Genomic DNA, 7,771 nt, shown 5'->3' with positions numbered 1-7,771 from the left:
TCGTCGCCGACCGCTGCACGGCGTTCCTGAGGCGCACCAAAACGCGACTCGACGCGCTCCTGGGTCATGCCATTGGTCGGCACGTCGCCCGCGTTTTCGGCCCCTTGCTGGCCTACCGGAATTTCCACCCGGTCGGCGATCGAGGCGGATGATAATCCCAGCCCCAGGGTCAGACCCAGGGCGAGTAGGGTGTAGGATCGAAACGTCGTCATGAAGAAGCTCCTTTGGAGTAGAGGTTGCCCTTTTCGTCGGGATCGATATCCTGCAGGCGGCGTTTCTCCGCCATCTGGGCGCGCATGATCTGTTGGCTGAGAAGGTGTTGTTGCGGGTCTGTCAGCGTTTCGAATTCTGCCGCAATTTCGTAGCCGCCGGTGCGAAGTGGTTCACAGCGTGCGACTCGGGCGTAGATGGCCAACCCGACGTAGGTGGGCAGGAACGTCAGGTTCAGGGCCACCGCCTGGCCAATCGTCAGCGCTTCCCGGTTGCTGAAGGCCAGTCCGCCTTCGCTGATGTTGACGCGTCGCTGGTCCGTTGGATGGGTCCCGTGCAGCCGGGGTTCGCTGATCAGCTGCTGGGCGAGCAGGTCAATTTTCCGATTGAGCAGATAGAGGTAATCGGCAATCTGCCGATCGCGATCCTTGATCTGATAGAACAGTTGGCTCGATTCGCTGTCAATTTTCTTCAGCTCCGCGTAAGTCTTGAGCGCCGCCGCGCCGGGAAACAGGTTCTCGGCTGGCGTGTGCTGGAGCGTGTCTTCGTCGACGGCCAGGTATTCCAGGTCCAGGTAGTCGTCGATGCGAAAATAGAGTCGTCGTTCAGGCATAACAGTCCCGCAACAGGCTTTTGTCATTGTAATAAGGTATAGCATACCGCGTTGCCGGTGTGCCCCGCCACTATGACGTTCTGTGGCGTCACTGACGCTGCGCGGCCCGGCAAATCCACCTGCCGGGCTTGTGGCGTTCAGGTCAATAGGGTTAAATGCGCTCATGCCAATCAACGTCCCGCTACATATCGGTCTGCGCTACACGCGCGCCAAGCGCCGCAAACAGTTTATCTCTTTCATCAGCGCCTTTTCCCTGCTGGGCATGGCGCTGGGTGTGATGGCGCTCATCGTCGTTCTGTCAGTGATGAACGGCTTCGACCGCGAGATGAAATCGCGGATTCTCAGTGTGGTGCCCCACGGCTTCATCGATGGCACGCCGGAGTTGGCGGATTGGCGCGCAGTGGCAGACCACGTCAGACAGCACCCGGAGGTGCGCGGCGTTGCACCCTATATCGAAGGTTTCGGGCTGGTCAATTACGGCCGTGGTTCGGAAGGCGTCCAGATTCAGGGCATTGCGCCGGAATACCAGTCTGATGTCTCGGTGGTGGAGTCCCGCATGTTACTTGGCTCCACTATGGAGCTGCAGCCCGGTGAGTTCCGGGTGGTCATGGGGCGTCTGCTCGCCCGTCAACTCGGTCTGGCGCTGGGGGATTCGGTCACGATTACCCTGCCGGATATTCGGGTCACTCCGGCCGGTGTTTACCCCCGTGTGCGCCGGTTCACTCTGGTCGGCGTCTTTGAAGTGGGGGCGCAGATGGATCAACGGCTCGCCCTGATCCATCTGGACGATGCCCGACGACTGTTCCGCTATCAGGGGGTGCAGGGCGTTCAGGTGCAGGTGGAGGACATTTACCGGGCGAGTCCGGTGATGCGGGAGCTGGCCTCCGAACTGCCTGGAGAGCTGCGGGTGCGCGACTGGAGTCAGACCCAGGGGAGTCTGTTCCAGGCCGTTAAAATGGAGAAAATCGTCATCGCCGTTTTGCTCGGTATCATCATTGCGGTGGCCGCCTTCAATATTGTTTCCAGCCTGATTCTGATGGTGGCCGACAAACGCAGCGATATCGCCGTCCTGCGTACCCTGGGGATGACGGCCCGACAGATCATGGCGGTGTTTGTGGTGCAGGGCTCAACGGTCGGTTTTGTCGGTACTTTGGTGGGCGCACTGCTCGGTTGTGTGCTGGCACTGTATATCGGTCCCATTGTGACGACTCTGGAAGGCCTGTTGGACGTTCGGGTATTCGATCCCTCCGTTTATTTCATCAGTCATTTACCGTCACAGTTGCTGTGGCAGGACGTTCTGAGCATCTGTACGGTGTCCCTGTTCCTCAGCTTCCTGGCCACGCTCTATCCCGCCTGGCGGGCGGCGAAAATCGAACCAGCAGAGGCTTTGCGCTATGAGTGATTCAACCGCAGTATTGCGCTGCCACAACGTCCATAAAACCTACGCTCAGGGCCCGCAGACGGTGTCGGTGCTCAACGCGGTGAATCTGGCCGTGGCTCCGGGTGAGCGTCTGGCGATCGTCGGCGCGTCCGGCTCCGGAAAATCGACCCTGCTGAACATTCTGGGTGGCTTGGACCTTGCCAATGAGGGGGATGTGGAAGTGGCGGGGCAGTCGCTGCGCACACTCAGTGCCGACCAACGGGGTCGCCTGCGCAACCGCAAGCTCGGCTTTGTGTATCAGTTCCACCATCTGTTGCCGGAGTTCAGCGCCCTGGAGAATGTCGCCATGCCGCTGTTGATCGGCCGGTCCTCCCGAGGCGAAGCTCACCAGCGAGCTCGCGCCATGTTGGGACGGGTCGGGCTCAGCGAACGGGCCAGTCACAAACCCTCGGAACTGTCTGGCGGTGAGCGTCAGCGGGTGGCGATTGCCCGGGCGCTGGTGACCTCGCCCGCCTGCGTTTTGATGGACGAGCCGACCGGTAATCTCGATAGCCATACGGCGGAATCCATTCAGGCGCTGATGACAGAGCTGAACCGGGACAGCGGTACCAGTTTTGTCGTGGTGACTCACGATCTGAGCCTGGCGGCGCGAATGGATCGGACTCTGACGCTGGAAGATGGAGCCCTGCATGGGTAACACTGGTTATATTGGGCTGATTGGACGTCGCTATGCGTTGTCCCGAAGGCACAGCCATCTGGTCTCGTTCATTTCCTCGGTCTCCATTGTCGGCCTGGTGATCGGGGTGGCGCTGCTGATTACCGTGCTGGCGATCATGAACGGCTTTGACCGGGAGCTGCGCGATCGCATTCTCGGCATCATGCCTCACGCCGCGTTGTATCACCGGGACGGAGTGGCCGATTACCGGGATCTGGCCGCGCGGGTGAATGCCCATCCCGGCGTGACCTCGGCGACGCCTTTTGTTCAGTTGGAAGGGCTGCTTTCCCACAAGCGTGAGGTGGCACCCGTGGGCCTGGTGGGGGTACCGCCGGAGCAGCGGGATTCCCTGGCGGTGCTCTCTGACTATCTCCCCGAGGGGATATGGAACCGCCTCGCGGACAACCCCCGGGGCGTGCTGCTGGGGGCCGGGCTGGCCCGGTCCCTGTCGGTCAAGGTTGATGACAAGTTGATTCTGGTGGTGCCGGCGGGGGAGGGCGCGCCCCGGGTTCAGGCCCTGGCCGTCCTGGCGGTGTTCGACACCGGTACCGAGCTGGATAATAACCTGGCCCTCACCGCCCTGGAGACCGCCTCCGGACTGACCGGGCACCCCGGGGCTGCCAGTGGCATACGGTTCCAGGTACACGATCTGTTTTCCGCGCCGCAAGTGGCCCGGGATCTGGTGTACGATCTGCCCGGTGGCTACTACAGCTCGGATTGGACCCGCACTCACGGTAACCTCTACCAGGCGATTCACATGTCGAAACAGCTGGTGGGTCTGCTCCTGTTCCTGATTATCGCCATCGCCGCCTTCAATCTGGTCTCGACCCTCATCATGGTGGTCGTGGACAAGCAGGGGGATATCGCCATTCTGAGAACGCTTGGGGCGTCCAGCGCGGAAATTCTCGGTATCTTCATGATTCAGGGGGGGATGATTGGCGTCGTCGGAACCGGTATCGGTACCGCACTTGGCGTGACGCTGTCTTATTGGGTGACGGACTGGGTTCAATGGCTTGAGGGGCTGTTGGGCGTTCAGTTTTTGCAGTCTGACGTCTACCCCATCAGTTACCTTCCCTCGGATCTGCACTGGCCCGATGTGGCCCAGGTGGCCGGGACGGCTCTGGTGCTCAGCCTGGTGGCCAGTCTTTACCCTGCGTGGCGGGCAACACGCGTGCAACCGGCCGAAGCGTTGCGCTTCGAGTAAGTGGGCTCAGCGGTCGGGTTTCGGCGGTGATGAGCGGCGTCTCAATTTGCGTCGCTGCCAGCTTTTGACCACAGTCCAGCGCCAGAACAGTTGCATCACCACATAGCCCATTACGCCGAAAACCAACCCCGAGAGCAACGAGCCCACCAGTAGCGGTTTCCAGATCAGGCTGAACTCATGCATCAGCCAGTGCCAGCTCAGCTCGAGGGAGACCTGAACCGGAGGCAGCTCGAGCAGCCAGCGGCCCAACTGGTAGGTTGAAAAGAAAATCGCGGGCATGGTCAGGGGATTGCTGATCCACACCAGGGCCACCGAGATAGGCAGGTTGCAGTGCAGCAGCAGCGCCAGCAGCGCCGCGATGGGCATCTGGCCTGGCAGTGGAATGAACGCGACGAAAATACCGACAAAAAATGCGACCGAAACGGAGTGGCGGTTCAGGTGAAACAGGTTGGGATCGTGCAGCAGGTCCCCGAGAAAATGCAGGGCGGGGTTGCTCTTGATGGCGTGTGCGCTGGGGATAAAGCGCCGTAGTAGCTTGCGTGCCATACTCGATCACATAACGGCCAAAATAAAGGGGCCATTATGCCTGTCCTCGGGTGAAAAAACGATGATAAACCCGTGAAACGACGCTTTATTTCGCAATCTTGGGTAGCTCGTCGAGGTGGCTCAACAACCAGGTACAACCCTCATCAATACTGTCGTCCTGGGTCATGAGACTGCGGATCCGGTGCTGACACTCGCTCAGGGCATTGTCGATCACCGCCCGGGTGGCCTCGCTGGCCTCGAGAACGGAACAGGCCTTCTGCATCTGCTCAACCAGGGCGTCGACCAGGCGCTGCGTCTCTTCGACCTGGTAGGCGTAACGGATTTCCATATTGACCAGCGTGTTGTGAGCCCCATCGGACCAGTCCTGCAAGTACCGGCGCTGGTGCTGACCGGCCTGTTCTATCTCCAGGCTGTCTACCCGGGCGCCGGTAATGTCCATCAGGGCCTGCAGAAGCTGTTCGGTTTTCTGCAATTCCAGCTCGTCGGCATGAGGGTCCTTGAGCAGCAGGTGCATATGATCGCTCGCGAACATGATGCCCTCGTTCAGGTACGCCACATTCTGACTGATGGTGGTGCGACGGATCATGGCCCGCTCGCGCTCGCTGAACTGTTTCGCCGGATAGTACTCCGCGTGCCCGAGCTTCGACTGAAGGTAAAATCCGGCAGTCAGTTGACCCCTTTTCAGGGCGTTGATCACGCACCGGGCCAGCTCTTCAATGGACTGGACTCGCACGCTCGCCTGGGCAAACTGGCTCAGGATTGAATCCCGTTCGCTGTTCAGCAATACGTCTTCAAGCCGATTGGCCATGGCGCTGAGCTCGGACTGCAACTGTTCAAGTGACACTTCCTCATCCGTGGGGCCGGAGCTCTGGGTTTGGCGCTGTTCGCGCTCTTTGAGCTGTGTATAAAGAAGATCGACCTCGCTTTCCAGTGCCAGAATGCAGTGCTCACACTCCTTGACCAGTCGTTCCAGCTTGAACAGTTTTTCCGTTTGCTGCGCCCGCTCGTTATCGTCTTCGGTGTGGGGGATGGTGTCTCGCAGGCGACGCATCTCACCTTCCAGGTCGACGATCAGGTTGCGTTGGCGAGTGTTGTTATGGCGCAGCTGTTGGATCTCCGCCAGAGAGTAGGGCGACTGACCGCCACTGCCAGACGCCACATTCAGCGCCTGACTGCTGTCCGCCATGTTGGTGTGGATCACCCGGAGGGTTTCCTCGATCTGTTCCATGGACTCGGCGCGTTGCTGAGTCTGCTGCCATGGACTGCTTTGGTACCGGTCGGCATCATTGGTGGAGGTTAGTAACTCGGTCTCGGCGTTCGAGCGCTGCTGCTTCAGTTCCCGAATGTGCTGTTCAGAGCGGAACAGTTCCGCCTCCAGGCGCTTGAGGGTCTGCTCCATATGATCGCTTCGGTTATCGGGAAACTCGGCGTTGTATGAGCGCAACTCTCGAGCCAACTCACTGTTCAGGCGTTGGTTGTCGGCCGAGAAGTGTTCGATATTGGTCAGACGGCGTTCAGGTGGTGCCACCAGGGGGCGTGCATCGGAATCCATGATGTCGCGCAGCTGGCGGCGCAGGCTTTCGGCATCGGCATCCCCCGAAAGGCCCAAGGCTTCATTGATTTTCTGAAGCTTTTCAATGGTAAGGCGGTTTTCCTCCTGCAGTTGTTCCAACTCCTCCCGTTTGAGCCGGTTCAGTTCCAGTTTGCGTTGCAGATCCCGCGCCTGTTTTTCAAAACCTTTCAGTTTTTCGACCCGCTGTTGGAGTAACTTGACCTGATTGTTGCGCTGACGTCCCGGTTTGCTTTCCTGTCGGTCTACCACCCAGCGAGCGATATCATAAAGCTGCTTCTCCAGAAGGACCCAGGCATCGCCGGAGGCTTTTTCCTTGCGGTAGGCACGCTCCTCGGCTTCGGTGAACAGGAACCGCAGGGCGGCAACTTTGGCGTTAAACGGGTGTTCCGGTGTCAGTCGGGGCAGGTTGGTCTGGGTAATGTTCCGGTACCGATCCCGCGCTTCGTCCTTCACGCGCAAGAAGTATTCAGTCACCGCGTCGCCCGCTGAAGACTCTTCCGGCGGGGCGGCGCGGTTCTGGGCCCGTTCGGTACGTACGGTATTGCGCAGACGCTGGTAGGCAGCCATGATTTTTTTCTGATGGCGACGCTCGCGCAGCAACAGCACACCGAGCAGCGCGCAACCCAGGGAGAGTAAAAAGACCAGCTCTCCAAGAATGATCGTTGTCAGTGTCAACGAATCCAGCATTGTTGTTCCGCGCCCTCTGCAAGCGTCAAATTACTGTCGATACCGCGTTAAAACTGTGGGTTCTGTCACAGTTATAAGAGTCGAGCCCAGTATAGCCTCTATTGAGCTTGGTGGTGTGTCCCGGTTTGCGCATAATCGGGCTTCGCTCTTACGCAAAGGACCTGCGATGACCTCTCAAGGAGCCCCAACCGTTCAAAGCCCAGGCCGTCAGGCGCTGGTAAAGTCGGTGCATCGTCTGCTGAAGCGCCGACGACTGGCTTTCTCCCTCAACGCTGCACTGCTTAGTGCTTCTCTGGGCATCATTCTCGCCTCCCAATCGCCCCGTTTACCGCCACCATTTGCATTGTGGTTGTCAGCGCCTCTGATCGCGTGTCTGTTCTGGCGCGCGCCCCGTTGGCGTCAGTGTGTGGCGTTCGTACTCCTGGGGTTGTTCTGGGGCGTGCTGTTCGGTCACTGGCAGCTTGATCATCGACTGCTCCCCTCCTTCAGTGGTGACGAGATTCGGGTCCAGGGGACCCTGGTCGGGCTGCCGGATCACGATGCCCGCCGCGAGCGTATCCGCCTGCGGGTGGAGCAAGTCGAGTCGGTCGAGGGCGATCCCCTGGCGCTGCCCCTCAGGTACATTCTGGTCAGTTGGTACGGCGGGCCGCCTCTACACGCCGGTGAGCGCTGGCAACTGAAGCTGAGGGTCAAGCCGCCCCGGGGGTTCGTCAATCCCGGCGGGTTCGACTACCAGTTATGGTTGATGCGCCAAGGCGTGGATGCCACGGCCTATGTGCGGGAGAGTGCGGATAATCGAAGGTTGAGCGCACCCGCGGCAGGCTCGTTGAGTCACTGGCGGG

At 59.9% G+C, this 7,771-nt stretch carries 7 protein-coding genes and 1 pseudogene; 4 read left to right on the top strand and 4 right to left on the bottom strand.

Features of this window, described 5'->3' with window-relative positions; all coding sequences use genetic code 11:
* Positions 1-212 (bottom strand): annotated as a pseudogene (locus B3520_RS07135) (hypothetical protein); the annotation flags it as partial.
* Complete coding sequence (locus tag B3520_RS07130; protein WP_286807437.1) at positions 209-823, bottom strand: PilZ domain-containing protein; 615 nt, start codon at positions 821-823, stop codon at positions 209-211. The pseudogene B3520_RS07135 and the gene B3520_RS07130, both read right to left, overlap by 4 nt.
* A gap of 163 nt (positions 824-986) precedes the next feature.
* Between B3520_RS07130 and B3520_RS07125 the strand changes: the two genes are divergently transcribed.
* Genes B3520_RS07125 through B3520_RS07115 form a run of 3 tightly spaced genes read left to right on the top strand, consistent with a single transcriptional unit; the run spans position 987 to position 4,123 of the window.
* Positions 987-2,225: a lipoprotein-releasing ABC transporter permease subunit gene (locus tag B3520_RS07125; protein WP_286807438.1), complete on the top strand. Its 1,239-nt coding sequence runs from the start codon at positions 987-989 to the stop codon at positions 2,223-2,225.
* The gene (lolD, locus tag B3520_RS07120; RefSeq protein WP_286807440.1) at positions 2,218-2,901 is read left to right on the top strand and encodes a lipoprotein-releasing ABC transporter ATP-binding protein LolD; all 684 of its coding nucleotides are present in this window, start codon (positions 2,218-2,220) and stop codon (positions 2,899-2,901) included. Before B3520_RS07125 ends, lolD begins: the two co-directional genes overlap by 8 nt.
* A complete protein-coding gene (locus tag B3520_RS07115) occupies positions 2,894-4,123 on the top strand; it encodes a lipoprotein-releasing ABC transporter permease subunit (protein ID WP_286807441.1) in 1,230 nt (409 codons plus the stop codon). Before lolD ends, B3520_RS07115 begins: the two co-directional genes overlap by 8 nt.
* Before the next feature lie 6 nt (positions 4,124-4,129).
* Here the strand turns inward: B3520_RS07115 and B3520_RS07110 are convergent, their stop codons facing one another.
* Positions 4,130-4,669, bottom strand: a complete 540-nt coding sequence (locus B3520_RS07110; RefSeq protein WP_123637480.1) for a DUF2062 domain-containing protein — start codon at positions 4,667-4,669, stop codon at positions 4,130-4,132.
* Between the two features lie 85 nt (positions 4,670-4,754).
* Positions 4,755-6,929, bottom strand: coding sequence for a hypothetical protein (locus tag B3520_RS07105; protein WP_286807442.1), 2,175 nt, complete (start codon positions 6,927-6,929; stop codon positions 4,755-4,757).
* 166 nt (positions 6,930-7,095) lie between these two features.
* Between B3520_RS07105 and B3520_RS07100 the strand changes: the two genes are divergently transcribed.
* The coding region (locus tag B3520_RS07100) for a ComEC/Rec2 family competence protein (protein WP_286875760.1) at positions 7,096-7,771 on the top strand (676 nt) is incomplete at its 3' end.

The sequence above is a fragment of the Marinimicrobium sp. UBA4509 genome (assembly GCF_002388575.1).
Lineage (GTDB): Bacteria > Pseudomonadota > Gammaproteobacteria > Pseudomonadales > Cellvibrionaceae > Marinimicrobium > Marinimicrobium koreense.
The sequence above is the reverse complement of the archived record's forward strand: the minus strand, read 5'-3'. Positions and strand labels throughout refer to the sequence as shown.

Bases quoted from the DNA above. Each gene is read 5' to 3' on its own strand.
- B3520_RS07125 (WP_286807438.1), top strand. From the start codon at position 987: ATGCCAATCAACGTCCCGCTACATATCGGTCTGCGCTACACGCGCGCC.
- B3520_RS07130 (WP_286807437.1), bottom strand. From the start codon at position 823: ATGCCTGAACGACGACTCTATTTTCGCATCGACGACTACCTGGACCTG.
- B3520_RS07105 (WP_286807442.1), bottom strand. From the start codon at position 6,929: ATGCTGGATTCGTTGACACTGACAACGATCATTCTTGGAGAGCTGGTC.
- B3520_RS07110 (WP_123637480.1), bottom strand. From the start codon at position 4,669: ATGGCACGCAAGCTACTACGGCGCTTTATCCCCAGCGCACACGCCATC.
- lolD (WP_286807440.1), top strand. From the start codon at position 2,218: ATGAGTGATTCAACCGCAGTATTGCGCTGCCACAACGTCCATAAAACC.
- B3520_RS07115 (WP_286807441.1), top strand. From the start codon at position 2,894: ATGGGTAACACTGGTTATATTGGGCTGATTGGACGTCGCTATGCGTTG.